Genomic DNA, 24,295 nt, shown 5'->3' with positions numbered 1-24,295 from the left:
TCCGGCTCAGTAGCGCCCGTCGTGGCCCGAGCCCCGCTGGGCGACCAGGGCGTCGCGGATCTCCTTGAGGACCTCCAGCTCGGTCACCTCGATGACCTCGCGCGTGCCCTCCTTCGCCTTCCGGCGGGCCTCCATCCGGGCCAGGTACTTCGCCATCGGCAGGACCATCAGGAAGTAGACGACGGCCGCGGTGATCACGAAGGTGAGGGTGGCGCCGAGCACTGAGCCCCACAGGATCGTGATGCCCTGCTCGCCCTTGCACGTGGAGCTCAGACAAGAGCTGTAGTGGTCGAGGTTCTTGGTGCCGATCGCCCCCACCAGCGGGTTGATGATCCCCTTCACCACCGAGTTCACGATGTTGGTGAAGGCGGCGCCGATGACCACCGCGACTGCCAGATCGACGACGTTCCCGCGCATCAGGAAGGCCTTGAAGCCCTCCCAGACGCTCGGCTTCTTCTCGCTCACCTAGAGGCCTCTTCTCGCACGCACAGGTTGTGGAACAAACAGCTCCGCAACCTACGTCAACGCGAGGTGACCCTGTCCCATCGGGTAGCTCGAAGAGGGGACTTGACAGGAGGCCCCGCAACAGAAGGACCACACCGCTCAACACAGCGTCACCGCCAGCCGCGCCGTCGCGCTCGCGCCCGCGAGGCGGGCCGCCGTCGATCGCGGCACCGAGAGCACGACCAGCGCCCCTGCCTCGCTCGCCCCGTCCAGCGGCTCCGGCACCTTCGTCACCCGCGCTCCGCGGGCGACCACCCGGGCCTCCCCGCCCAGCGCCGACTCCTCGGCCGCGATGACGTCGACCCGGTCCCCGGGCCGCAGCAGCCGGACCGTGGCCCCGTCGGCGATCCGCACCGGCGCCGACACCGTCTCCACGGCAGGGTGCTCGCGCACGGGCGCGGTCGCCGGGTGCCCCCGGGCTCCGTCGTTGCCTCGCGCCCCGTCGCCGCCCCGCGGCCCCGCCGCCACCAGTGCGGCCGCGGTGACGGCCAGGCCGAGGGCCACGGCACGCCTCCGGTTCCGTACGAACCGCCGTAGCCGATGCTGCCCGCCGCGCACCCGCACCGGTGCGAAGTGCGGGACCTCGCAGGTCGGGGGAGCGTCGGTGCCGGGCGGGCACGGAACGAGGGGAGAGGGGGGAGCGAAGGACATGAGGACCACCACCAGCGACGGGACGACGGCTTGCACTGCCACGATGCGGCTTCGCGCCGAATCCCGCCGACGCCGGTGCACTACCGGCCGGTTGTGGAAAACTCCCTCACCCGAACGAGAACTTCCGCCCCCGCTAGGGCAGTTCGAACCCCGGGTCCATCCCGCCCAGCGCGTTCACGCACAGGCAGTCCCGCTCCCCGTTCGAAGGCAGCGCCGCCACCGCGTCGAACAGCACGCCGCGCAGCCGGTCCACGTTCGCCGCGAACACCCGCAGCACCTCGTCGTGCGAGACGCCCTCACCGGTCTCGGCGCCCGCGTCGAGGTCGGTGACCAGGGTCAACGACGTGTAGCAGAGCTCCAGTTCACGGGCGAGGGAGGCCTCGGGGTGGCCGGTCATGCCCACCACCGACCAGCCCTGCGCCTGGTGCCACACCGACTCGGCGCGGGTCGAGAACCGCGGCCCCTCGACCACGACCAGCGTGCCGCCGTCCACCGCCTCCCAGTCCCGGCCGCGGGCCGCCTTCAGCGCGACCGCCCGCCCGACGGGGCAGTACGGGTCGGCCAAGGACACGTGCACCACGTTCGGCACGCCGCCGTCCGGCAGCGGCAGCCCGTCGAAGTACGTTCCGGCCCGGGACTTCGTGCGGTCGACCAGCTGGTCCGGCACCAGCAGCGTGCCCGGCCCGTACTCGGCACGCAGCCCGCCCACCGCGCACGGTCCGAGGATCTGCCGTGCCCCCACCGACCTGAGCGCCCACAGATTGGCCCGGTAGTTGATCCGGTGGGGCGGCAGATGGTGGCCGCGTCCGTGCCGGGGCAGGAAGGCGACCCGTCGGCCGGCGACCTCGCCGAGGAAGAGGGAGTCGCTGGGCGGACCGTAGGGGGTGTCCACCTGGACCTCGGTCACGTCCTCGAGGAACGAGTAGAAGCCCGAGCCGCCGATTACGCCGATCTCTGCGTTCGCCATGACCAGCACAGTATCCGGCCCCGGGAATGAGCGACGGCCGGGATCCGGAAACACCGAAGACCCTGCCGTCGTACGACGACAGGGCCCCGGAGGTGAGACCTATGCGGCGGAGCTGCTGCTGGACGTGGTGCCCGAGCTCGACGACTTCGAGTCCGAGGAGGACGACGAAGAAGACGACTCGGACGACGACGAGGTGGACGTCGACGGCTTCGAGGACGACGACGCCGGCGAGGTGCTCGACGAGGAGCCGCGGCTGTCGTTGCGGTAGAAGCCGGAGCCCTTGAAGACGATGCCGACCGCGGAGAACACCTTCTTGAGGCGACCCTGGCAGTTGGGGCACTCGGTCAGAGCGTCGTCGGTGAACTTCTGCACCGCCTCGAGGCCCTCGCCGCACTCGGTGCACTGGTACTGGTAGGTGGGCACTGTCTTCCTCCTGGCACTCTCACTCAATGAGTGCTAACGATGGTCCATAGTGACGTATTCCCGGGGATCAGTCCACTGTCACCGGCACTCGGTGACCGATGCCACGTGCGACGGTCCGGCCGCGGGGCCGGGCCGCGAGGTGGGAACGCAGCGCCACAAGGGTCGCCAGGGCGAGCAGAGTGCCGCCCATCGGCACCAGGAACCCGGCGCCGCCCCAGAAGCGGTCCTCCAGCTGTCCGGCGATCGTCACGGCGGCCGCCTGGCCGAGCGCCACCGCTCCGGTCAGCCAGGTGAAGGCCTCGGTGCGGGCGCCGGCCGGGACCAGGTCGTCGACCAGGGTGTAGCCGGTGATCAGGGCGGGCGCGATGCACATGCCGACCAGGAGGCCGAGGCCGGCCAGGACGAGCACCGAGTGCGCCGCCCACAGGCCGGAGGCCGTCAGCGCGAGGGCGCCGTAGCCGACGACCAGGCGCCGCTGGGGGGCCACCTTCCAGGCGATGGCCCCGCAGACCAGGCCGGAGAGCATGTTGCCCGCGGCGAAGACGCCGTACAGGACACCGTTCAGGCCGGGCTCGCCGATCGACTCGCTGAACGCGGCGAGCGAGACCTGCATGCCGCCGAAGACGGAACCGATGCCCAGGAAGGTCACGATCAGGACGCGCACTCCGGGGACGCGCAGCGCCGAGGCGTGCTCCACGCGTGTGTGCCCGTCGACCGCGGTGACAGTCGGCTGCGTGCTCTTCTGCGCGGCGAACAGCAGCCCGCCCAGCAGCGTCAGCGACGCCTCCGTCAGCAGGCCCGCGGCGGGGTGGACGGCGGTGCACAGGGCGGTGGCCAGCAGCGGGCCGAAGACGAAGGTCAGCTCGTCCGTGACGGACTCGAAGGCCGCCGCCGTGGTCATCAGGGGGGAGTCCTGGAGCTTGACGCCCCAGCGGGCGCGCACCATGGGCCCGATCTGCGGCACCGAGGCACCGGTGGGCACGGCCGCGACGAACAACGCCCACAGGGGCGCGTGCGTGAGGGCGAGGGCCGTCAGGGACAGGCCCGACAGGGTGTGCACCAGGACGCCGGGGATCAGCACGGCGCGCTGCCCGTGGCGGTCAGCGAGACGGCCGCTGTAGGGCGCGAACAGCGCCATGGAGACACCGGTGACGGCCGCGACGGCGCCCGCCGCGCCGTACGAGCCGGTGGTGTGCTGCACGAGCAGCACGAGCGAGAGGGTCAGCATCGCGAACGGCTGGCGCGCCGCGAAGCCGGGGAGCAGGAACGTCCAGGCGCCGCGGGTGCGCAGCAGCTGTCCGTATCCCGGGCGGGAGGAGGTGACCGTGGATGCCACGGCCCGTGCCTTTCTGCCGCCTGGTAGCGCGGCCCCTTCAAGGGAAGGGGTGGCGCCGAGAGCTGTCCTCTTGCGCGGACTGCGGTAGATGCCGATACCGACTGCTCAGGGACGTCTCGGCCGCCATACGGTCGCGCCAGCTCTGCGTCAGGCAGAGTTGGTTCGATCAGGGGTGCCTTCATCCTACAGGCATCGCGTAACACACCCTTAACGTGTGCTGTCGGTCCCGCCCGTGCCCAGCCAGTCGGCCAGCTTGCCGCCGTGGCCCACCGCGCGCAGCCGCCGTTCGGCGGCGTCGCGGACCGGGTCGGTGGCGACGACGAGCAGTTCGTCGCCGTGCCGCAGCACGGTCGTGGGGAGCGGAACGAACGATTTTTCATCGCGGACGACGAGAGTGACCGCGGCCCCGGCCGGCAGCCGCAGCTCGTTGACCTCGACGCCGTGCATCCGGGACCCCTCGGGAATGCCGACGGACAGCAGGTGCCCGCGCAGCCGCTCCAGCGGCGCCGACTCGATGCCGAGGTCGGCGGCTTCGGGGTCGCCGCCCAGGCGCAGCATGCGCGCCAGCCAGGGCAGCGTCGGACCCTGTACGAGGGTGTAGACGACGACCAGCACGAAGACGATGTTGAAGACGCGACGGCTGCCCTCGATGCCGCTCACCATGGGGATCGTCGCCAGGATGATGGGCACGGCGCCGCGCAGTCCGGCCCAGGACATGAGCGTCTGCTCCTGCCACGGCACCCGGAACGGCGTCAGGCACAGGAAGACGCTCAGGGGCCGCGCCACCATGGTCAGCACCAGCCCTATGACGAGCCCGGGCAGTACGTCATCGCCCAGTTCGTGCGGGGTGACCAGCAGGCCGAGCAGGACGAACATGCCGATCTGGGCGATCCAGCCGAGACCGTCGGCGAAACCGCGGGTGGCGGGCCAGTGCGGCAGCTTGGCGTTGCCCATCGCCATGGAGGCGAGATAGACGGCGAGGAACCCACTGCCGTGCGCCAGCGCGCCCGCCGCGTACGCGGTGACGGCGATCGCCATGACCGCGATCGGATAGAGACCGGAGGCGGGCAGCGCGACGTGCCTGAGGCCCCAGGAGCCCAGCCAGCCCACCGCGATGCCGATGGCGGCGCCGATGGCCAGCTCCAGAGTTATCTCGGCGATCAGCGTGTACCAGTGCTCGACCGGACCGGTCTGGGAGAAGGCCACGACCAGGATGACCACCGGGGCGTCGTTGAAGCCGGACTCGGCCTCCAGCGTGCCCGTCACGCGCGCGGGCAGGGGGATCCTGCGCAGCACCGAGAAGACCGCCGCCGCGTCCGTCGAGGAGACGACCGCCCCGATGATGAGCGCCTGGCGCCACTCGAGACCGATCAGGTAGTGCGCGGCCGTCGCAGTGACCCCGACGCTCACCGCGACCCCGCCCAGCGCCAGCGCGGTGGCGGCCGGCAGAGCCGGCTTGATCTCCTTCCACTTCGTGCCGAGGCCGCCCTCGGCCAGGATCACGACCAGGGCCGCGTACCCGATGACCTGGGTCAGTTCGGCGTTGTCGAAGTGGATGTCGCCGATGCCGTCCTGGCCCATGGCGATGCCGATCCCCAGGTACACGAGCAGGCTGGGGAGCCCGCTGCGCGAGGAGATCCGGACTGCTGCCACAGCGACGAGCAGGACGAGCGAGCAGACGAGCAGGAGCTGGTTGAGATGGTGGACAGTCAGCGGCCGTTCCCTTCCCTGGCTCACCGCATCACGCGCGCGTGAGCTCACGTACATAGGACACGAAGCGGCGGAGCTCCGCATCCAAGTACTTCGTTACCTTACCTAACTCTTGACGATTTCTTGACACTCCGCGAGGCAAGATCGAACGCTCGTGCGCGCTGGTTCCCCACTCCGCGTCAAGTCCGCCTGGGCCCTGCGCCTATGGTTGCTCCAGCGCGCAGAGCCTGCGTCACATCCCCGGGCGCGCGCGACGCCTGGTCGGGGATGTGACGCAGGCTCCCGTCAAAAAGCACAGCCCGCCCTGCCGCTCGCGTTAGGACAGCAAGGACAGCGATGCCCCCCACCACCACCGCCTCATCGGGTCAGCAGCCCGGCAAGTCCGGCAGGAAGAAGGGGCGCAGAGCCCGCCTGATCGTTCTCGTCCTCGTACTGGCCGTCATCGGCGGTGTCGCGTACGGCGGGTACTGGTCGGTGAGCACCGTCCGCGCGTCCTTCCCCCAGACCAAGGGCTCCATAGAGCTCGAGGGACTGTCGGGCCCGGTCGACGTCAAGCGCGACAGTTACGGCATCCCGCAGATCTACGCCTCCTCCGACGCGGACCTGTTCATGGCACAGGGTTACGTCCAGGCGCAGGACCGGTTCTACGAGATGGACGTGCGCCGGCACATGACCTCCGGGCGCCTGTCGGAGATGTTCGGCAAGGGCCAGGTCAAGGACGACGAGTTCCTGCGCACCCTGGGCTGGGACCGGGTCGCGAAGAAGGAGTACGACACCAAGCTGTCGGCCTCCACCAAGAAGTACCTCCAGGCCTACGCCAAGGGAGTCAACGCCTACCTCCAGGGCAAGAGCGGCAAGCAGATCTCCCTGGAGTACGCGGCGCTCGGCTTCGAGAACGACTACAAGCCCGAGAAGTGGACCCCGGTCGACTCGGTGGCGTGGCTGAAGGCGATGGCCTGGGACCTGCGCGGCAACATGCAGGACGAGATCGACCGCGCCCTGATGACCAGCCGCCTCGGCCCGAAGCAGATCGCCGACCTGTACCCCGACTACCCGTACAGCCGGAACCAGGCGATCGTGCAGGAGGGCCAGTACAACGAGCTGACCCAGACCTTCGAACAGAACGGCAGCTCGCAGGACAACGGCCTGTCCGGCACCGGAACGTCCACGAGCGGCACGGGCACCTCCACGAGCGGCTCCGGAACGGCCACGGGAGGCACCGCGACGGGCACGCCGGCCTCGACCTCGTCCTCGACCGCCTCGGCCCTCCAGAGCCAGCTCTCGGGCCTCTACAACGTCCTGGACGACGTCCCCACGGCCGTCGGGGTCAACGGCCAGGGCATCGGCTCCAACTCCTGGGTCGTCGCGGGCTCGAACACCATCACCGGCAAGCCCCTGCTCGCCAACGATCCGCACCTGTCGGCCTCGCTGCCGTCCGTCTGGTACCAGATGGGCCTGCACTGCCGGTCCGTCTCCGCCAAGTGCCAGTACGACGTCTCCGGCTACACCTTCGCGGGCATGCCCGGCGTGGTCATCGGCCACAACGCGAAGATCGCCTGGGGCATGACGAACTCCGGCGTCGACGTCACCGACCTCTACCTGGAGAAGCTCTCCGGCGACGGCTACCTCTACGACGGCACGACCAAGCCCTTCAGCACGCACGAGGAGACCATCAAGGTCGCCGGCGGCGCGTCCAAGAAGATCGTCGTCCGTGAGACGAACAACGGCCCCCTGCTCTCCGACCGCTACGACGAACTCGTGAAGGTCGGCAAGAAGGCCACCGTCGACAACGCGGCCCCCGACCGCGGCGACGGCTACGGCGTCGCGCTGCGCTGGACCGCGCTCGACCCCGGCACCTCCATGGACGCCGTGTTCGCGATGGACAAGGCGTCGAACTGGAGCGAGTTCCGCGCGGCGGCGGCCCTGTTCGACGTGCCCTCGCAGAACCTGGTCTACGCCGACTCCGAGAACATCGGCTACACGCTGCCCGGCCGCATCCCGATCCGCGCGAAGGGCGACACCGGTGCCATCCCGGCCCCGGGCTGGGACCCCAAGTACGCCTGGACCGGCAAGTACATCGAGCAGGACGAGCTGCCCTACGAGTACAACCCGGAGCGCGGCTACATCGTGACCGCCAACCAGGCCGTGGTCGACAAGGGCAAGTACCCCTACACGCTCACCACGGACTGGGGCTACGGCACCCGCAGCCAGCGCATCACCGACCTGATCGAGCAGAAGATCAAGGGCGGCGGCAAGATCTCCACCGACGACATGCGCCAGATGCAGCTCGACAACAGCAGTGAGATCGCCAAGCTGCTCGTACCGAAGCTGCTGAAGATCGACGTCGATGACAAGGACGTCCGTCAGGCGCAGGAGCTCCTGGAGGGCTGGGACTACACCCAGGACGCCGACTCGGCCGCGGCCGCCTACTTCAACGCCGTCTGGCGCAACATCCTCAAGCTCGCCTTCGGCAACAAGCTGCCCAAGGAGCTGCGGGTCAAGGGCCAGTGCCTGTGGGTCGACCCGGTCACCACCACCGGGCCCGCGGACGAGACGGACAAGGTCCGCGAGTGCGGCCAGCGCGACGCCGACCAGGCGCAGCCCGACGGCGGCGACCGCTGGTTCGAGGTCGTGCGCAACCTCATGGACGACGAGAACAGCGACTGGTGGAAGACCCCGGCCGGCGTGGGCGACCGGCCCAAGGCGGACAACCGCGACGAGCTGTTCAAGCGCGCCATGATCGACGCCCGCTGGGAGCTGACCGCCAAGCTCGGCAAGGACATCGACACCTGGAGCTGGGGCCGGCTGCACCGCCTGTTCCTGAAGAACCAGACCATGGGCATCGAGGGCCCGGGCTTCCTCCAGTACATGCTCAACCGCGGCCCCTGGAAGCTCAGCGGCGGCGAGGCGACGGTCAACGCGACCGGCTGGAACGCCGCGGGCGGCTACGGCGTCGTCTGGGTGCCGTCGATGCGCATGGTGGTCAACCTCGGTGATCTCGACAAGTCGAAGTGGATCAACCTCACCGGCGCCTCCGGGCACGCCTACAGCGCGCACTACACCGACCAGACCGGCAAGTGGGTCAAGGGCGAGCTGCTGGACTGGTCCTTCTCGGACGACGCCGTCGACAAGAGCACGACCGACACGCTGGTGCTGAAACCGTAACGCCGAAGAAGGGCCCCTCCACGCGCGCGTGGAGGGGCCCTTTCTCATTCCGGGTCCTGGAACCGGCGCACGCCCGACGGCGTCACCACCGCGTGCACCGGGCGGTCGTGCGCCTCCTCCGGGACATGCTCGACGACCTCGGCGTCGTACAGGAGCACCACGAGCGCCGGTCGTGCGCCCGCGCGCTCCAGACGCGCGAGCACCCGGTCGTACGACCCCCCGCCGCGCCCCAGGCGCATCCCGCGCCCGTCCACCGCGACACCCGGCAGCAGCACGACGTCGGCGCCGGTCACCGCGTCCGGGCCCAGACGCTCGCCGGAGGGCTCGAAGAGGGTCATTTTCCCGCCGTGTTGCACGCGCGCCAGAGAGCCCTCGCCGGTGTAGGCGCCCCAGTCCAGATCGTTGTCCGGCAGAAGCGCCGGGAGCAGGACGCGCGCCCCCCGCTCGCGCAGCGCGTCGAGGAGCGTGAGCGTGCCGGGTTCGCTCCCCACGGAGACGTACGCCGCCACCGTGCGCGCACGCGCCAGCTCGGGCAGTCCGAGGGCCCGGCCGGCCAGCGCGGAAGCCGCTTCCCGCACGTCATCGGCCGTCAACCTGTTCCTCACCGCCAGGTACTCTCGTCGCAATGTTCGCTTGTCAGGCTCGCTGGGACGTCCGACATGACTCAAAGTCTGCACCCGTACCCTCTCAATAAGCTCATATAACAGCTTATTAACCGGAGCCTCAGATTCCAGGCAAAGGCACCGGATAAGGTTCGGACATGACTCAGTCGCACCCTCGGATCAGCAAGGCTGTCATTCCGGCAGCAGGGCTCGGCACCCGCTTCCTGCCGGCAACCAAGGCCACTCCCAAGGAGATGCTGCCGGTGGTCGACAAGCCGGCGATCCAGTACGTGGTCGAGGAGGCCGTCTCGGCGGGCCTCGATGACGTCCTCATGATCACGGGACGCAACAAGCGCCCCCTCGAGGACCACTTCGACCGCAACTACGAGCTCGAGTCCGCTCTCCAGAGGAAGGGCGACGCCAGCCGGCTCGCCAAGGTCCAGGAGTCCAGCGACCTCGCCACCATGCACTATGTGCGCCAGGGCGACCCCCGCGGCCTCGGCCACGCCGTCCTGTGCGCGGCCCCCCACGTGGGTCACGAGCCCTTCGCCGTCCTCCTCGGCGACGACCTGATCGACGCCCGCGACCCCCTGCTCAAGCGCATGATCGAGGTGCAGGAGCAGTACGGCGGCAGCGTCATCGCGCTGATGGAGGTCGCACCCGAGCAGATCCACCTCTACGGCTGTGCCGTCGTCGAGGAGACCGAGGACGGCGACGTCGTCAGGGTGAGCGGCCTCGTCGAGAAGCCGGAGGCGGCCGACGCCCCGTCGAACTACGCGGTCATCGGCCGCTACGTCCTCGACCCGCACATCTTCGACATACTCCGCAAGACCGAGCCGGGCCGGGGCAACGAGATCCAGCTCACCGACGCCCTCCAGCAGCTCGCGCAGGACGAGAAGGTCGGCGGCCCGGTGCACGGCGTCGTCTTCAAGGGCCGCCGCTATGACACCGGCGACCGCGGCGACTATCTGCGTGCCATTGTCAGACTCGCGTGCGAACGTGAAGACCTGGGCCCGGACTTCCGGGCCTGGCTTCGCAGTTACGTAGCCGAGGAGATGTAGGCATTTGAGCAGCGCCGCACCCCGCCCCACCGACCAGGACCACCTCTGGTCGGTGGACGAACACCTGGAGGACATCCTCGCGACCGTCCGCCCCCTCGAACCCATCGAGCTGCAACTGCTCGACGCCCAGGGCTGCGTCCTGGTCGAGGACATCACAGTCCCGGTGTCCCTGCCCCCGTTCGACAACAGCTCCATGGACGGGTACGCGGTGCGGGTCGCGGACGTGGCGGGCGTCAGCGAGGAGTTCCCGGCCGTCCTGGACGTCGTCGGGGACGTCGCGGCGGGCCAGACCGAGCCGCTCCACGTCGGCCCCGGACAGGCCGCCCGCATCATGACCGGCGCCCCGCTGCCGCCGGGCGCCGAGACGGTCGTACCCGTCGAATGGACCGACGGAGGTCTCGGCGAGGGCCCCGTCAGCGGGATGCGCGCCCGCAGCCTCGCCCCCGAGGGCGCCGAGGGGCACGTCCACGTGTACCGGTCCGCCGAGGCCCGCGCGCACGTGCGGGCGGAGGGCAGCGACGTCCGGGCCGGCGACCGCGCCCTGGACGCCGGCACCGTCCTCGGCCCGCCCCAGATCGCCCTCCTCGCCGCCATCGGCCGCGGCACCGTACGCGTGCGCCCGCGCCCGCGCGTGGTCGTCATGTCCACCGGCAGCGAACTCGTCCAGCCCGACCAGAGTCTCGGCGCCGGCCAGATCTACGACTCCAACAGCTTCGCCCTCACCGCGGCCGCCCGCGACGCCGGTGCGATCGCCTACCGCGTGGGCGCCGTCGCCGACGACGCCGAGACCCTGCGCTCCACCATCGAGGACCAGCTCGTCCGCGCCGACCTCATGGTCACCACGGGCGGCGTCAGCGTCGGGGCGTACGACGTCGTCAAGGAGGCGCTGTCCTCCGTGGGTGACGAGGACGAGCCGGGCAGCGGCGTCGACTTCCGCAGGCTCGCCATGCAGCCCGGCAAGCCCCAGGGCTTCGGCACCATCGGCCCCGACCACATCCCGCTCCTTGCCCTGCCGGGCAACCCGGTGTCGTCGTACGTCTCCTTCGAGCTGTTCGTCCGCCCCGCGATCCGCACCCTCATGGGACTCGACGACGTCCACCGGCCGCGGACCCGGGCCACCCTGACCGCGGACAAGGCGCTGACCTCGCCCAAGGGCCGCCGGCAGTTCCTGCGCGGTGCCTGTGCCGACGGCGCGGTCACCCCGGTCGGCGGTGCCGGCTCCCATCTGGTGGCCGCCCTCGCGCAGGCGGACGCGCTGATCGTCGTACCGGAGGACGTGGAGTCCGTCGAGCCCGGAACCGAGGTCGAAGTGGTCCTGCTCGGCTGAGCACCCCAGGTTGGCGGTACCGTGTCGCGCACAACAGGCCGGACCGGGAGCGCCGCACAACCATGAGTACGCAGGACCGACTGACGCACATCGACGAGGCGGGAGCCGCCCGCATGGTCGATGTCTCCGGCAAGGACGTCACGGCACGCACCGCGCGCGCGAGTGGACGTGTCCTCGTGTCGCCCCGGGTGATCGAGCTGCTGCGCGGCGAGGGCGTCCCCAAGGGCGACGCCCTGGCCACCGCGCGGATCGCGGGCATCATGGGCGCCAAACGCACCCCGGACCTCATCCCGCTGTGCCACCCGTTGTCGGTGTCCGGTGTGAAACTGGACCTGTCGGTCGCGGACGACGCCGTGGAGATCCGGGCCACCGTGAAGACCACGGACCGCACGGGCGTCGAGATGGAGGCCCTCACCGCGGTCTCCGTCGCCGCGCTCACCGTGATCGACATGGTCAAGGCGGTCGACAAGGGAGCGGTCATCACGGACGTACGGGTCGAGGAGAAGACGGGCGGCAAGTCGGGCGACTGGAGCCGGGCATGACGGCCGACGAGTCGATCGGCGGCGCGCTCCTCGCGCCGTACAGCGCTCTGGTGGTCACCGCCTCCAACCGGGCCGCCGCCGGTGTCTACCAGGACAAGGGCGGCCCGCTGATCGCCGACGGCCTGAAGGGGTTCGGCTTCACCGTCGACGGCCCCCAGGTCGTCCCCGACGGCGACCCCGTGAAGGCCGCCCTGCGCGCGGGCGTGGAGGCCGGATACGACGTGATCGTCACCACCGGCGGCACCGGCATCTCGCCCACCGACCGCACCCCCGAGGCGACCCGCGAGGTGATCGACCACGAGGTGCCGGGCATCGCGGAGGCCATCCGGGCGTTCGGACGGGACAAGGTGCCGACCGCCGCGCTCTCCCGGGGCCTGGCCGGGGTGGCGGGACACACGCTGATCGTCAACCTGCCGGGTTCCAGCGGCGGGGTGCGGGACGGACTGGCCGTCCTGGAGCCCCTGTTGATCCACGCCGTCGACCAGATCCGCGGCGGCGACCACCCGAGACCCGGCGCCGGCAGTGGGGGTGCGAGCTGAACAGCTTGTCCTGGCCCGTCGTACTGGCGGACGGCGATGTCGTCCTGAGGCCGATAAAGATGCGCGACCAGCGGGTCTGGCGCGAGGTGAACCGGCGCAACCGGGACTGGCTGCGCCCCTGGGAGGCGACCATTCCGCCGCCCACCCCGAGCGGCCCGATCGCGCACCGGCCGACCTACCGTCAGATGGTCCGGCACCTGCGGTCCGAGGCGAACGCGGGGCGGATGCTGCCGTTCGTCATCGAGTACCGGGGCCAGCTGGTCGGACAGTTGACGGTGGCCGGAATCACCTGGGGCTCGATGTGTTCGGGGCACGTCGGCTACTGGGTGGACCAGTCGGTGGCCGGGCGCGGGGTGATGCCGACCGCCGTGGCGCTTGTCGTGGACCACTGTTTCCGCGCGGTCGGTCTGCACCGCATCGAAGTCTGCATTCGCCCCGAGAACGTGCCCAGCCGACGGGTCGTGGAGAAACTCGGATTCCGCGAGGAGGGACTGCGGCCGCGCTATCTCCACATCGACGGGGCCTGGCGGGACCACCTCGTGTTCGCGCTCACCGCGGAAGAGGTACCCGACGGATTGCTCAGGCGCTGGCAGCGGGCACGCTCCCCACAGGGACGACAAGCAGGACCCGGGAATTGAATAAGTGTTCGAAAATGATCGGTGCATGACCGCCTCGGGGCATTGAATTCACGACTGAGGCGGTCTGCTGATCGGATCGGTCACAAAAAAAGCTCGAAATATCAGCCAGATCGTGCGACACACCGGCGCAATTGGCAGATGGCCTCACGCAAACCCCTCTACCGTGTGAGGCGTGAGCAGCAGCGGCCTCATCTACGCAGTCATTGTCGGGGCCTGGGCCGCCTACTTGGTGCCTATGTGGCTCCGTAGGCAGGACGAGCTGAACGAGGCCCGTCCGACGGAACGCTTCAGCACCGCCATCCGGTTGCTTTCCGGACGGGCGGGCATGGAGCGTCGGTACGCCAAGGACCTGCGCGCGCGCTCCACCGACGAGGGGGAGCACGGCGCCGACGAACCGGATGCCGTCACCGACTCGGTGGACGTCCGGGCCTTCGCCATGCCTCCGACCCGTCCGCAGACCCAGGCGACGGTCCAGCCGTCGGCTTCGGAGCGCCGGGAGGCGACGCGCGAGCCCGCGCGGAAAGCCGAGAGGGAAACGGGGCACGGCGACCCGGCCCGCGCGAAAACGAACGCGCCCGAACACGGCGGCGCCCCGACGCGCAAGCAGACACCCGCGTCCGCCGCCCGCCGCACGGCCGCCGCCGAGGCGGCCGCGGCGCGCGCGCGGCGTGTGAAGGTACTCGCACGCCGACGGCGTACGACGGTGATGCTCTTCCTCGCCTTTACGCTCGGCGCGATCGTCGCCGCCGTCGGAGGACTCGCCTTCCTGTGGGCGCCCGGCGTCCCCGCGGTGATGCTCAGCGCGTACATCGCGTACCTGCGCTCCCAGGAACGCCGCCGCTTCGCCTACCAGATGGACCGGCGCCGGGCCGAGCTCGCCGCCCAGCACCTGCGGGAGCGGGCCCGCCAGCCGCGCCGGCGCGCGTCCGTGAGCACTGCCGCGGACGCCGACGAACCGGACGAGGGACCAGGCGCGGAAACCGATCCCGGCCTCTCCGCCCTCGCCGCCGACCGGCGCGCCCTCGTTGAGCAGACCGACCACGCCGAGTGGGTCGACCAGCAGCGCGAACGGCAGCGCAGGCCGGGGCACGGGGACAGCTGGGACCCGGTGCCGGTGCCGTTGCCGACGTACGTGACCGCGCCGGTCGCTCCGCGGGCCACCTCGGACGTGGACCTCGGCGCGCCGGACGCGTGGAGTTCGGCCCGGTCCAGCGCCGTGGCCCCCGAGCACTCCGGCCAGGACGCGGCGCCCGTCGCGGAGGACGGGGGATCGGAGGACCCGTCCGCCGACGCGGACGACACGCCCTCGGCGGACGGTCGCACCGACGCCCGTCGCGCCGCCTCCGCACGCCGGGCACGCGAGCGTGGCCGTACCCCGCTCTTCGACCAGTACGAGGAAGGCGAGCGGCCGCGCGCGGCGAACGAGTGACGGACGGCGTCGGAATCGCCGCGCTCTGACCAGCCCGGAACGGATTTCCAAGCACCCGGACGGGGATGCTAGAGTTTCACTCGTTGCAAGGGCCTGTGGCGCAGTCTGGTAGCGCACCTCGTTCGCATCGAGGGGGTCTGGGGTTCAAATCCCCACAGGTCCACGCATCATGAAGACCCGCTCCTGATTCAGGAGCGGGTCTTCTGTCATGTGTCCGGCGTCCTCACAGTGCCTTCGCGTAGCAGCGGCTCTCTTCGTGGAAGCGGTAGTAGCCGAACTTCACGCAGGGTTCGTAACCGCTGGACGTGTAGAGGGCGATGGCCTCCGGCTGCTTGGTGCCGGTCTCCAGGACCATGCGGCTGCGGCCGGCCGCGCGGGCGTGGTCCTCCAGGGCGGTGAGGATGCGGCGGGCCAGACCCCGGCCGCGCGCCGCGTCGACGACGTACATGCGCTTGAGCTCGGCGTCGCCGTTCAGGTTGCCCTCGCCGTTGGCGTCCTGGGCGCGCCAGCCGCCCGTGGCCACGGGGGCGTCGGTCTCGTCGTACGCGATCAGGTAGACGCCGTTCGGGGGCTCGAAGTCCTCCGGTGCCAGGGTCGTGGCGTCGCCGCCGTCGCCGTAACGGACGTGGTACTCGGCCTGTACCTGGTCGTTCAGCTTCACGGCGTCCGGGTGGTCGAAGGCGACCTGGCGTATGTGCATGTTCATCCCCACGAATCGATCAGGTCCACAACTGGGTCCGGTCCAGTGTGCCGGTATCGTTCCCGGGTGCTCACTGTGACCTCCGCCAATGTGAACGGGCTGCGTGCCGCCGCGAAGAAGGGCTTCGTGGAGTGGCTCGCCGACACCTCCGCCGACGTGCTGTGCCTGCAGGAGGTGCGTGCCGAGCCGCAGCAGCTGCCCGAGAGCGTTCGCGCTCCCGAGGGCTGGCATGTCGTGCACGCGCCCGCCGCCGCCAAGGGGCGTGCCGGTGTCTCCCTTTACACCCGCCGCGAGCCCGACCGGGTCCGGATCGGGTTCGGGTCGGCGGAGTTCGACACCAGCGGGCGGTACGTCGAGGCCGACCTGCCCGGTGTCACCGTGGCCTCCCTCTACCTGCCCTCCGGCGAGGTCGGCACCGAGCGGCAGGACGAGAAGGTGCGCTTCATGGACGAGTTCCTCGTGTACCTGAAGGACCTGCGGGTTCGCGCCGCCGCCGACGGCCGCGAAGTCGTCGTCTGCGGCGACTGGAACATCGCCCACCAGCAGGCCGACCTCAAGAACTGGCGCGCCAACCAGAAGAGCTCCGGGTTCCTGCCGGAGGAGCGGGCCTGGCTGAGCCGGGTGCTCGACCCCGCCGACGGCGGATACGTCGACGTCGTACGGTCGCTGCATCCGGATGTGGAGGGGCCGTACTCGTGGTGGTCCTACCGGGGCCAGGCCTTTGACCGCAACACAGGTTGGCGCATCGACTACCACTTCTCCACGCCCGGCCTCGCCGCCAAGGCGGTCAAGGGGTTCGTGGAGCGCGCTGCCACGCACGCCGAGCGCTGGTCGGACCACGCTCCCGTGACGGTCGTCTACGACCTCTAGTCCCGTTTCCGCAGCCGCCGGTCCAGCGCCAGTGACAGCTCCGCCTCCACCACGCTCCGGGCCAGCGGCCGCAGGCGGTGGAGGTCGTCCTCGCCCGCGTGGCGCAGGACGAGCTCGGCGAACATCTCCGCCAGGTCGTCCACGTGCTCGCGGACCCGTTTGCCGGCCGCCAGGACCTCTTCCAGGGGGATGCCCTCGCGGACGAGTTCGGAGGAGACGTCCAGGAGGCGGCGGCTGATGTGGACGATCTCGTCGCCGTCGGTGCCGAGGTAGCCGAGGTCGAGTGCGGCCGCGAGGTTCTCCGGGGTGACCTCGCCCTCGAAGCGGGCGGCGAGTTCCTCGGGGGTGAGGCGGACCGGTTCCTCCTCGGTCGGCACGACCCCCAGTACGTCGGCGACGTCACGGCCGTGGTCCAGGGCCTCGGCGAGTTCCGCGATGCCGGTGAGGGTGTGGCCGCGCTCCAGGAGTGCCGCGATCGTGCGCAGGCGGGCCAGGTGGTGGTCGTCGTACCAGGCGATGCGGCCCTCGCGGCGAGGGGGCGGGATGAGTTTGCGTTCGCGGTAGAAGCGCAGGGTGCGCACTGTGATGCCGGCCAGGCGGGCCAGTTCCTCCATGCGGTATTCGCGCTTCTCCGTCACGCCCGAACTTTATGTCGTACCCCGGGTACCCGTGGCGGTAGCCACTGATGTCAACGTCCTTCCCCCGACCCCTACCCATCGGTACGGAGCTGCTCTACCCTCCCATTGCGCCAGTGTTCACTGGCAGAGTCGTGCAGGGAAGGGCGTCGGCATGGCCGAACACGAGCATGTGCGGGTGGCGGTGGTCGGGTCCGGGTTCGGCGGGCTCGGGGCCGCCGTGCGGCTGCGGCGGGAGGGCGTCACCGACTTCGTCGTGCTGGAGCGGGCCGGCAGTGTGGGCGGTACCTGGCGGGACAACAGCTATCCGGGATGTGCCTGCGATGTGCCGTCCCATCTGTACTCGTTCTCCTTCGCGCCCAACCCGGACTGGCCGCGCACCTTCTCCGGGCAGGAGCACATCCGCGCCTATCTGGAGCATGTGACGGACGTCTTCCGGCTCCGCCCGCACATCCGCCTCAACTCCGAGGTGCAGCGGATGACCTGGGACAGCGAGAAGCTGCGCTGGGACATCGAGACCGCCGGTGGCAGGCTCTCGGCCGACTTCGTCGTCTCCGCCACCGGGCCGCTCTCCGATCCCAGGATCCCCGACATCCCCGGGCTCGACTCCTTCCCCGGCAAGGTCTTCCACTCCGCCCGCTGGGACCACGACTACGACCTGCGCGGCAAGCGGGTCGCCATGGTCGGGACCGGCGCCTCGGCCATCCAGATCGTCCCGGCCATCCAGCCGCTCGCCCAGAGCGTCACGCTGTTCCAGCGCACCCCGCCCTGGGTGATGCCCCGCATGGACCGGGCGATCAGCGGCGCCGAGCGCCGGCTGCACCGGCAGCTGCCCTTCACCACCCAGCTCCGGCGCGGACTGCTGTGGGGCATCAGGGAGTTGCAGGTCCAGGCGTTCACCAAGCGCCCGAACGAGCTCGGTGCCGTGGAGCAGCTCGCCAAGCGGAACATGGCCCGTGCCATCAAGGACCCGGCGCTGCGCGCCAAGCTCACCCCCGACTACCGCATCGGCTGCAAGCGGATCCTGCTGAGCAGCACGTACTACCCGGCGCTGGCCCAGCCCAACGTGGACGTGGTCGCGAGCGGGCTCAGCCGCGTCGAGGGGTCGACACTCGTCGCCGCCGACGGCACCGAGGCCGAGGTCGACGCGATCGTCTTCGGTACGGGCTTCCACGTCACCGACATGCCGATCGCCGACCGGGTCGTCGGCGCGGACGGGCGGACGCTCGCCGAGGCGTGGAAGGGCGGGATGGAGGCGCTGCGCGGTGCCTCCGCCGCCGGCTTCCCCAACTTGATGACCATCATCGGGCCCAACACCGGCCTCGGGAACTCCTCGATGATCCTCATGATCGAGTCCCAGCTGAACTACCTGGCCGACTTCGTGCGGCAGCTCGATGTGCTCGGGGGGCGGGTGGCCCTCGACGCGCGTCCTGCCGCCGTGGCGGCCTGGAACCACAGGGTGCAGGAGCGCATGGAGCGCACGGTGTGGAACACCGGCGGCTGCACCAGCTGGTACCTGGACGCGAACGGCCGCAACAGCACCATCTGGCCCGGTACGACGACCGAGTTCCGGCGGGCGACCCGGCGGGTGGATCTCGCCGAGTACGAGGTGCTGCGGGTGCCGGCGCACGCGGAGGCGAGTGCCGTATGAGCCGTCGGACGCATGTCGTCTCCGGGCCGTACGCCCCGCCCGCCCCGGCGCGCGAGCTCACCGCCTTCTCCGCCGACGGCGCTCGCCTGCACGTGGAGGTGCACGGCCTTGAGGGCGCGCCCCCCGTCGTCCTCGCGCACGGCTGGACCTGCTCCACCGCCTTCTGGGCCGCCCAGATCCGTGAACTCGCCGTGGACCACCGGGTCATCGCGTACGACCAGCGCGGCCACGGACGCAGTCCGGCGAGCCCCGCCTGCAGTGCGGACGGACTCGCCGACGACCTCGAAGCCGTGCTGGAGGCGACCCTCGGGGCAGGGGAGAAGGCGGTGGTCGTCGGTCACTCCATGGGCGGGATGACCGTCATGGCCGCCGCCGGGCGTCCCGCGTTCCGGGCGCACGCGGCCGCCGTCCTGCTGTGCAGCACCGGTTCGTCGCGGCTGGTCGCCGAGTCGACCGTCGTACCGATCCGGGCCGGGCGGCTGCGCACCTGGCTGACCCGGCACGTCCTCGGGGCGCGGGGGCCGCTCGGGCCGGTCACGCCGCTCGCCCTGCGGATCCTCAAGTACGGGACGATGGGCCCCGGTTCGGCCCCGCACATGGTGGAGGCGTGCGCGCGGATCGTGCACGCGTGCCCCCGCAAGGTGCGCTACGCCTGGTCGCAGGTGCTGGATCTGCTCGACCTGGATCACGGGGTACGGCAGCTCACCGTGCCGACGGCCGTCGTCGTCGGCACGGCCGACCGGCTCACCCCGCCCGTGCACGCACACCGGTTGGCGGCCGCGCTGCCGAACTGCCTCGGGGTCACCGAACTGGCCGGCGTGGGCCACATGACTCCGGTCGAGGCGCCCGAGCCGGTCAGCGCGCGGATCCGGGAACTCGTCACCACGTACGTCCAGGTCAAGGAGGGCGCATGAGCAGGGTCGGACTCGAAGGACAGGTCGCGGTCGTCACGGGAGCCGCGCGGGGCGTGGGCGAACTGCTCGCCCGCAAGCTGTCGGCGCGCGGGGCGAAGGTCGCGCTGGTCGGCCTCGAACCGGACGCGCTCAAGCAGCTCTCCGAGCGGCTGCACGGCGACAGCGACCACTGGTACGCCGACGTCACCGACCACGCGGCGATGGCCCGGGTCGCGCAGGAGGTCAAGGCGCGGTTCGGGAAGGTCGACATCGTGGTCGCCAACGCCGGGGTCGCCACCGGCGGGCCCTTCGTCGACTCCGATCCGGAGGCGTGGCGGCGGGTGATCGAGGTCAACCTCATCGGATCGGCCGTCACCGCGCGGGCGTTCCTGCCGGTGCTGATGGAGAGCCGGGGCTATCTGCTCCAGATCGCCTCCCTCGCGGCGATCACCCCGGCACCGATGATGACCGCGTACTGCGCCTCCAAGTCCGGTGTGGAGGCGTTCGCGCACAGTCTGCGGGCCGAGGTCGGGCACAAGGGCGTGCGGGTCGGGGTCGGGTATCTGTCGTGGACCGACACCGACATGGTGCGTGGGGCCGACCAGGACGACGTCATGCGGGAGCTCCGGCAGCGGCTGCCGTGGCCGGCCAACAAGACCTATCCGCTGGGGCCGGCCGTCGAGCGGATCGTGGCCGGGATCGAGCGCCGGTCGAGCCATGTGTACGGCCAGGGATGGCTGCGCGGGATGCAGGGCATGCGCGGATATCTGCCGGGGCTCATCGGAACCGTCGGGCAGCGGGAGATGCGGCGCTTCGGGCAGCGCTTGGAGGGCATGAGGGTGGGACTCGTCGGTGCAGGTGGGGCGGCGGACGAGGAGGCTCGCGCTACGCACCGTAACTGATCGAAATGCGTTCTTTGTCCGGGCGTGTGAATCTGGTCGAGGCCCCGGCCAGGGGCTCTTCCCCTCACCCCCACGGGAGTGAACCCACATGGGTATGAAGGACCAGTTCCAGGACAAGTCCGAGCAGTGGCAGCAGCAGGCCAAGCAGAAGGCCCAGGAGGGCCGGGAGCAGGCCCAGCGTGGTCGTCAGGGTCAGGGCCAGGGCCCGGACCGACCGGGTCAGAACCCGGAGCGTAAGGGCCAGGGCCCGGACCGCGACCGCATGCGGGACGAGGAGAGCGAGCGGCTCCGGCGCGAGGAGCAGGAGCGGCTCGACCCCGACTTCGACATGTAGTCACTGCTTGAGTGCAGGGTGCCCTCTCCTTCGGGGAGGGCACCCTGTGCGTTTGTGTGTGGCTGCCGGCGGTGGGGTTTCTCGCGCAGTTCCCCGCCCCCCGAAAGCACTCACCTGGGCGGCAGCTTCGGCCTCGACCTGTCCGGTACGTGCCGGTAGTCCGGCGGTGTCGCCGGGGGATTCGTCTCCAGCAGGTCCAGGGCGAGCTGTACCGCGTCGTCCAGTTGGGCGTGGCGGCCCTCCGCCCAGTCCAGGGGCGTGCGGAGGATCTCCAGGTCCGGGGTGACGCCCTGGTTCTCGATCGACCAGCCGTAGGCGTCGAACCAGGCCGCGTTCATCGGAACCGTGATCACCGTGCCGTCGCCGAGCTGGTGGCGGCCGGTCATGCCGACCACTCCGCCCCAGGTGCGCTGGCCCACCACCGGGCCGAGCTTCAGCAGTTTGAAGGCCGCCGTGATCATGTCGCCGTCCGAGGAGGTCGCCTCGTCGGCCAGGGCCACCACGGGGCCGCGCGGGGCGTTCGAGGCGTACGACACCGGCTGGGCGTTTCGCGTCAGGTCCCAGCCGAGGATCGTGCGGCTCAGCTTCTCCACCACCAGTTCGCTGATGTGGCCGCCCGCGTTGCCGCGTACGTCGACGATGAGGGCGGGGCGGGAGACCTCCATGCGCAGGTCCCGGTTGAACTGGGCCCAGCCCGAGCCGCCCATGTCGGGGATGTGCAGATAGCCGCACCGGCCGCCGCTCAACTCCCTTACGACAGCCCGGCGTTTGGCGACCCAGTCCTGGTAGCGCAGGGGGCGTTCGTCGAGGAGCGGGACCACCGCCACCCGGCGGGCCCTGCCTTCGCCCTCCGCCGGGGTGAACGTCAGCTCCACCGTCGTACCGCCCGCCGCCGCGAGCAGCGGATACGGGCCCGTGACCGGGTCGACCGGGCGGCCGTCGACGTGGGTGAGGACCGCGTCCTCGCGGATACCGGTGCCGGCCAGCGGGGAGCGGGCCTTGGAGTCCGAGGAGTCGCCGGGCAGGATCCGCCGGACCGTCCAACCGCCGTCCCTGAGGACGAAGTTGGCGCCCAGCAGGCCCTGGCGGCGCTGGTAGTGGGGTGGGCCTTCGTTGCGGCGGGCGGCGGTGACGTAGGCGTGGGAGGTGCCGAGTTCGCCGAGGACCTCGCGCAGGAGGTCGGCGAACTCGTCGGGGGAGGCGATCCGGTCGAGCAGCGGGCGGTACTGGTCGAGCACCGCGTCCCAGTCGATGCCGCACATCCCCGGTTCCCAGAAGTACGCCCGGATCAGGCGGCCCGCCTCCTCGTAGGCCTGGCGCCACTCGGCTGCCGGGTCGACCTCGTGCAGGATGCGGCGCAGGTCGATCCAGACGGTCGAGTCGCTGTCGCCGGACTCCGTCGCGGGGGTCGCGCGCAGGTCGCCCTCGTCGACGAGGACCAGCCGGGAGCCGTCGCCGCTGACCGCGAACCAGTCCAGATGCTCGACGAGTTCGGTCTTCTTCGCCTTGCTGATGGCGAAGTGTTCGAGGGTGGGGCGCTCGGAGGTGTCGTCCGAGTTGACGAAGGTCTCGCCGAGCGCGCCCGAGATGGGCCAGCGCAGCCAGAGCAGGCCGCCGCCCGCGACCGGGTGCAGCGCCGAGTACTTGGAGGCGGGGACCGGGAAGGGGGTGACCCGGCTCTCCAGGCCCTCGATCTCGACCGTGACGGCACTGTGGTCGGCGCCTTCCCCGCCCTCGTCGTCGGAGGCCGGGTCCAGCCCTCCGGCGGCGGGCCGGCCCTCGGGGTTCAGCGCGAAGGGGGAGGGGGTCGCCGAGGACAGCGGGACCAGGTAGGGGCGGCAGCCGAGCGGGAAGGACAGGTCTCCGGTGTGGACGTCGTACACCGGGTCGAAGCCGCGCCAGGAGAGGAACGCCAGGTAGCGGCCGTCCCGGGTGAACACCGGGTTCTCGTCCTCGAAGCGGCCGTTCGTCACGTCGACGATCAGGCGGTCCTTGATGCGGGCCATCTTGATCTGGCGCAGTGAGCGGCCGATCCCCGGATGCGACCACGTCAGCCAGGTGCCGTCCGGGGAGAAGGCGAGGTCGCGGACCGGGCCGTTGACCGAGCGGATGAGCTCGGTGACCTCGCCGTCGGAGTCCTCCGTGCCAGCGGCGTCAGCCGCATTTTCGGACACCGTGATCAGGAGCAGCCGTCCGTCGTGCGAGGCGAGGGCCAGGCGCTCGCCCGTCGGGTCCGACACCAGCTCCAGGACCCGGCCCAGCTCGCCGGAGGCCAACCGTCGCGGCTCGCGGTCACCGGTCGCCCGCGGCAGATAGGCGATCTCCACGGCGTCCTCGCCCTCCGCGTCCGTCACATAGGCGACCTGGCCGACGGAACCGAGCATCTCCGGGAGCCGGACCCGTACCCCCGGGGTGTCGGTGATCGTGCGGGCCGGGCCGTCCCGGTGGGTCAGCCAGTACAGGCTGCCGCGGACGACGACCGCGCTCGCGCGGCCCGTCTCGTCGACCGAGATGCCGTCGACGTGCTGGGCGGCGGGCACCTGGTAGGTACGGCGTCCCGCGCCCGGTCCGCCCAGTCGTACGTCGAGCCGGCGCGGCTCGGCGGACGAGAGGTCGTCGACGATCCACAGGTCGCCCGCGCACTGGTACACCACCCGGGTGCCGTCGCTGGAGGCGTGCCGGGCGTAGAAGGAGTCGTGGTCGGTGTGGCGGCGCAGGTCGGAGCCGTCGGGGGCGCACGAGTAGAGGTTGCCGACGCCCTCGTGGTCGGAGAGGAAGGCGATCCGGTCGCCGACGAACATGGGGGAGTGGAGGTGGCCGCCGAGGTCGGGCAGCAGGCGTTCGCCGTGCAGCCAGAGGCGGCCCGTGGCGCCGCCCCGGTAGCGCTTCCAGGCGGCCGGTTCGTGCGGCGGGGTGCCGGTGAGCAGAAGGGTCCTGCGGTCGGCGACCTGGATGTCGGCGACCGGGCCCCAGGGGAGCCTGTGGCCGGGGGAGCCGTCGGTGGGCACCTTGTACGCCCAGGTGAAGTAGGAGAAGGGCTCGCCGTGGGAGGCGACGGCGAGGATCGTCCCCTGGGGGGTCCAGCCGCACACCTGGGTGTCCGTCGAGCCCCAGTACGTGAGCCGGCGGCCCGGCCCGCCGTCCACGTCCGCGAGGTGGATCTCGGGCACGAGACTGCGCCAGCTCGTGTACGCGAGGTGGCGGCCGTCGGGCGAGAAGCGGGGATGGCCGACCTTGGTGCGGTCGACGGTCAGGCGCCAGGCGCGGCCCGGGCCGTCGAGAGGGGCCAGCCAGAGGTCGTCCTCGGCCACGAAGCACAACAGGTCGCCGCTCAGATGCGGAAGGCGCAGATAGCTCACCTCCCCATGCTTTTCCCGGGGATGGACCGGAGCAACTTATGAAAAATGGGGCGGATA

22 protein-coding genes and 1 tRNA gene are annotated in these 24,295 nt (G+C 70.8%); 13 read left to right on the top strand and 10 right to left on the bottom strand.

Going from position 1 to position 24,295, the window contains the following annotated elements:
• Window positions 1–6: 6 nt before the first annotated feature.
• The 6 genes from mscL to ABZT02_RS16160 form a co-directional block, all read right to left on the bottom strand.
• Window positions 7–465, bottom strand: coding sequence for a large conductance mechanosensitive channel protein MscL (mscL, locus tag ABZT02_RS16185; RefSeq protein WP_356018390.1), 459 nt, complete (start codon window positions 463–465; stop codon window positions 7–9).
• Window positions 466–603: 138 nt separating this feature from the next.
• The gene (locus ABZT02_RS16180) at window positions 604–1,155 is read right to left on the bottom strand and encodes a hypothetical protein (protein WP_356018648.1); all 552 of its coding nucleotides are present in this window, start codon (window positions 1,153–1,155) and stop codon (window positions 604–606) included.
• A 133-nt stretch (window positions 1,156–1,288) separates the two neighbouring features.
• Window positions 1,289–2,122, bottom strand: coding sequence for an S-methyl-5'-thioadenosine phosphorylase (locus ABZT02_RS16175; protein ID WP_356018388.1), 834 nt, complete (start codon window positions 2,120–2,122; stop codon window positions 1,289–1,291).
• A gap of 99 nt (window positions 2,123–2,221) precedes the next feature.
• A complete protein-coding gene (locus ABZT02_RS16170) occupies window positions 2,222–2,545 on the bottom strand; it encodes an FmdB family zinc ribbon protein (RefSeq protein WP_356018386.1) in 324 nt (107 codons plus the stop codon).
• Between the two features lie 67 nt (window positions 2,546–2,612).
• Window positions 2,613–3,881: an MFS transporter gene (locus ABZT02_RS16165; protein ID WP_356018383.1), complete on the bottom strand. Its 1,269-nt coding sequence runs from the start codon at window positions 3,879–3,881 to the stop codon at window positions 2,613–2,615.
• A gap of 207 nt (window positions 3,882–4,088) precedes the next feature.
• Window positions 4,089–5,648, bottom strand: coding sequence for a potassium/proton antiporter (locus ABZT02_RS16160; protein WP_356018381.1), 1,560 nt, complete (start codon window positions 5,646–5,648; stop codon window positions 4,089–4,091).
• Window positions 5,649–5,927: 279 nt separating this feature from the next.
• Between ABZT02_RS16160 and ABZT02_RS16155 the strand changes: the two genes are divergently transcribed.
• Complete coding sequence (locus ABZT02_RS16155) at window positions 5,928–8,756, top strand: penicillin acylase family protein (protein ID WP_356018379.1); 2,829 nt, start codon at window positions 5,928–5,930, stop codon at window positions 8,754–8,756.
• A gap of 44 nt (window positions 8,757–8,800) precedes the next feature.
• Here the strand turns inward: ABZT02_RS16155 and ABZT02_RS16150 are convergent, their stop codons facing one another.
• Window positions 8,801–9,424 carry a 5-formyltetrahydrofolate cyclo-ligase gene (locus tag ABZT02_RS16150; protein ID WP_356018647.1) on the bottom strand — a complete coding sequence of 208 codons (624 nt, stop codon included), beginning with the start codon at window positions 9,422–9,424 and terminating at the stop codon, window positions 8,801–8,803.
• A 92-nt stretch (window positions 9,425–9,516) separates the two neighbouring features.
• Between ABZT02_RS16150 and galU the strand changes: the two genes are divergently transcribed.
• The 7 genes from galU (at window position 9,517) to ABZT02_RS16115 (ending at window position 15,057) form a co-directional block, all read left to right on the top strand.
• Window positions 9,517–10,419, top strand: a complete 903-nt coding sequence (gene galU, locus ABZT02_RS16145; RefSeq protein ID WP_356018377.1) for a UTP--glucose-1-phosphate uridylyltransferase GalU — start codon at window positions 9,517–9,519, stop codon at window positions 10,417–10,419.
• Window positions 10,420–10,423: 4 nt separating this feature from the next.
• The gene (gene glp, locus ABZT02_RS16140) at window positions 10,424–11,746 is read left to right on the top strand and encodes a gephyrin-like molybdotransferase Glp (RefSeq protein ID WP_356018375.1); all 1,323 of its coding nucleotides are present in this window, start codon (window positions 10,424–10,426) and stop codon (window positions 11,744–11,746) included.
• A gap of 62 nt (window positions 11,747–11,808) precedes the next feature.
• Window positions 11,809–12,288 (top strand): cyclic pyranopterin monophosphate synthase MoaC, encoded by a 480-nt coding sequence (moaC, locus tag ABZT02_RS16135; protein WP_266518136.1) that lies wholly within the window; start codon window positions 11,809–11,811, stop codon window positions 12,286–12,288.
• Window positions 12,285–12,827: a MogA/MoaB family molybdenum cofactor biosynthesis protein gene (locus tag ABZT02_RS16130; protein ID WP_356018373.1), complete on the top strand. Its 543-nt coding sequence runs from the start codon at window positions 12,285–12,287 to the stop codon at window positions 12,825–12,827. The genes moaC and ABZT02_RS16130 overlap by 4 nt, the downstream gene beginning before the upstream one ends.
• A complete protein-coding gene (locus ABZT02_RS16125) occupies window positions 12,824–13,465 on the top strand; it encodes a GNAT family protein (RefSeq protein ID WP_356018645.1) in 642 nt (213 codons plus the stop codon). The genes ABZT02_RS16130 and ABZT02_RS16125 overlap by 4 nt, the downstream gene beginning before the upstream one ends.
• A gap of 172 nt (window positions 13,466–13,637) precedes the next feature.
• Window positions 13,638–14,894: a gephyrin-like molybdotransferase receptor GlpR gene (gene glpR, locus ABZT02_RS16120; RefSeq protein ID WP_356018370.1), complete on the top strand. Its 1,257-nt coding sequence runs from the start codon at window positions 13,638–13,640 to the stop codon at window positions 14,892–14,894.
• 89 nt (window positions 14,895–14,983) lie between these two features.
• Window positions 14,984–15,057: transfer RNA gene (locus tag ABZT02_RS16115), tRNA-Ala, on the top strand.
• 60 nt (window positions 15,058–15,117) lie between these two features.
• Here the strand turns inward: ABZT02_RS16115 and ABZT02_RS16110 are convergent.
• Window positions 15,118–15,594 (bottom strand): GNAT family N-acetyltransferase, encoded by a 477-nt coding sequence (locus ABZT02_RS16110; RefSeq protein WP_356018644.1) that lies wholly within the window; start codon window positions 15,592–15,594, stop codon window positions 15,118–15,120.
• Window positions 15,595–15,660: 66 nt separating this feature from the next.
• On the opposite strand from ABZT02_RS16110, the gene ABZT02_RS16105 reads away from it, so the two are divergent.
• The gene (locus ABZT02_RS16105; protein ID WP_356018368.1) at window positions 15,661–16,464 is read left to right on the top strand and encodes an exodeoxyribonuclease III; all 804 of its coding nucleotides are present in this window, start codon (window positions 15,661–15,663) and stop codon (window positions 16,462–16,464) included.
• Here ABZT02_RS16105 and ABZT02_RS16100 read toward each other — a convergent pair.
• Window positions 16,461–17,102 (bottom strand): MerR family transcriptional regulator, encoded by a 642-nt coding sequence (locus ABZT02_RS16100; protein ID WP_356018366.1) that lies wholly within the window; start codon window positions 17,100–17,102, stop codon window positions 16,461–16,463. The genes ABZT02_RS16105 and ABZT02_RS16100 overlap by 4 nt on opposite strands.
• A 151-nt stretch (window positions 17,103–17,253) precedes the next feature.
• Between ABZT02_RS16100 and ABZT02_RS16095 the strand changes: the two genes are divergently transcribed.
• The 4 genes from ABZT02_RS16095 to ABZT02_RS16080 all read left to right on the top strand — a co-directional run bounded on the left by ABZT02_RS16095 (window position 17,254) and on the right by ABZT02_RS16080 (window position 20,879).
• Window positions 17,254–18,750 carry an NAD(P)/FAD-dependent oxidoreductase gene (locus tag ABZT02_RS16095; protein ID WP_356018364.1) on the top strand — a complete coding sequence of 499 codons (1,497 nt, stop codon included), beginning with the start codon at window positions 17,254–17,256 and terminating at the stop codon, window positions 18,748–18,750.
• On the top strand, window positions 18,747–19,664 hold the full coding sequence (locus ABZT02_RS16090; protein WP_356018362.1) for an alpha/beta hydrolase: 918 nt from the start codon (window positions 18,747–18,749) through the stop codon (window positions 19,662–19,664). The genes ABZT02_RS16095 and ABZT02_RS16090 overlap by 4 nt, the downstream gene beginning before the upstream one ends.
• Window positions 19,661–20,545 (top strand): SDR family oxidoreductase, encoded by an 885-nt coding sequence (locus ABZT02_RS16085; RefSeq protein WP_356018360.1) that lies wholly within the window; start codon window positions 19,661–19,663, stop codon window positions 20,543–20,545. The genes ABZT02_RS16090 and ABZT02_RS16085 overlap by 4 nt, the downstream gene beginning before the upstream one ends.
• Window positions 20,546–20,633: 88 nt before the next feature.
• Complete coding sequence (locus ABZT02_RS16080) at window positions 20,634–20,879, top strand: hypothetical protein (protein ID WP_356018357.1); 246 nt, start codon at window positions 20,634–20,636, stop codon at window positions 20,877–20,879.
• Window positions 20,880–20,989: 110 nt separating this feature from the next.
• On the opposite strand, the gene ABZT02_RS16075 is transcribed toward ABZT02_RS16080, so the two are convergent.
• Window positions 20,990–24,238 carry a S41 family peptidase gene (locus ABZT02_RS16075; RefSeq protein WP_356018355.1) on the bottom strand — a complete coding sequence of 1,083 codons (3,249 nt, stop codon included), beginning with the start codon at window positions 24,236–24,238 and terminating at the stop codon, window positions 20,990–20,992.
• Window positions 24,239–24,295: the final 57 nt, after the last annotated feature.

It is taken from the genome of Streptomyces sp. NPDC005402, assembly GCF_040606575.1.
GTDB lineage: Bacteria > Actinomycetota > Actinomycetes > Streptomycetales > Streptomycetaceae > Streptomyces.
Note: the sequence above shows the minus strand (reverse complement) of the source record. Positions and strands in the feature narration are given on the sequence as shown.